1 protein-coding gene is annotated in these 1,081 nt (G+C 72.0%); it reads left to right on the forward strand.

What is annotated here, in order from left to right:
- Positions 1-303 precede the first annotated feature (303 nt).
- The coding region (locus tag AB0N07_RS51910) for a protease inhibitor I9 family protein (protein WP_365848090.1) at positions 304-1,081 on the forward strand (778 nt) is incomplete at its 3' end.

Below are 1,081 nucleotides of genomic sequence, written 5' to 3' on the forward strand. Positions count from 1 at the left end.
GTCGGCGGGGACGCGGGGGCGGTGCGTGGCTCGGGCATGGCCCCACCATCATCCCCCCTGGCGCTCCTCATGAGCGAGCGGGCCTGCGGCGCCGATGCGGGGAGCGCGCTCCGGCGGCCCGTATTCGACGGTCCTGGGCGTTGGCTGGCAAAGATCTGGTCAAACGCCCTACCGGACGGTAGATTGCATGTGTCTCGCTGTGGCGCTCATCACATGGGCGTCGATCTCCCCGCCCCCGGCGCCATCCCCGCCGGCGTGCCGCGGGCGAGAGCTGGGCGGACCTTGATGAGAAAGGCGGAGGCAATGCCTCAGAACCCCACCCCTGCCCGGCGCCGTCGGGCCCTGGCCGCGGCCGTCGCCGGCGCGAGCCTCGTGGCCGCTCCCGCGCTCGCGGTGTCGGCCACCGCCGTCGAACTGCCCGACGGCAGCACCGTCTCCAGCCCGCAGGGCGAGGTGCATGTTCAGCAGCAGTTCGAGGACGGCCGCTACTTCGTGGTCCTGAAGGACCAGCCGTCGGTGACCGCCCCCGAGGCCGGCGCCGTTCCGGGCGCGGCCCCGAAGGCGAAGTTCGACCCCTCGCACCCGCGCGTGAAGAACTACGAGGCCAAGCTCCAGCGCCAGCAGGCGAAGGTCGCGAAGGCCCACGGCGCCAAGGTCGAGATCTCCTTCCAGCGCGCCGTGAACGCGTTCGTCGCCGAGCTGACCGTCGAGGAGGCCCAGGCGATCGCGAAGGACCCGGCCGTGCTCGGCGTCGCACCGGACGAGCAGGTGGCCCCGGACTACAGCTCCACCGAGTTCCTCGGCCTGGCCGGCAAGAAGGGCACCTGGAAGTCCGTGTACGGCAAGGCCGAGAACGCGGGCAAGGGCGTGGTGGTCGGCGTCATCGACTCCGGCATCCACCCGGACAACCCGTTCATCGACGGCCAGCCCGTCCAGCCGCTCAAGGGCAAGGCCAAGGTCGGCGTGCCGTACCGCACCGCGGACGGCCAGATCGCCGTGCTCAAGGCGGACGGCACCACCGCCACGGCCGACTGCGAGACCGGCCCGGACTTCCCGGCGTCGTCGTGCGACACCAAGCTGA

Source organism: Streptomyces sp. NPDC051172 (assembly GCF_040682555.1).
Classification (GTDB): Bacteria; Actinomycetota; Actinomycetes; order Streptomycetales; family Streptomycetaceae; genus Streptomyces.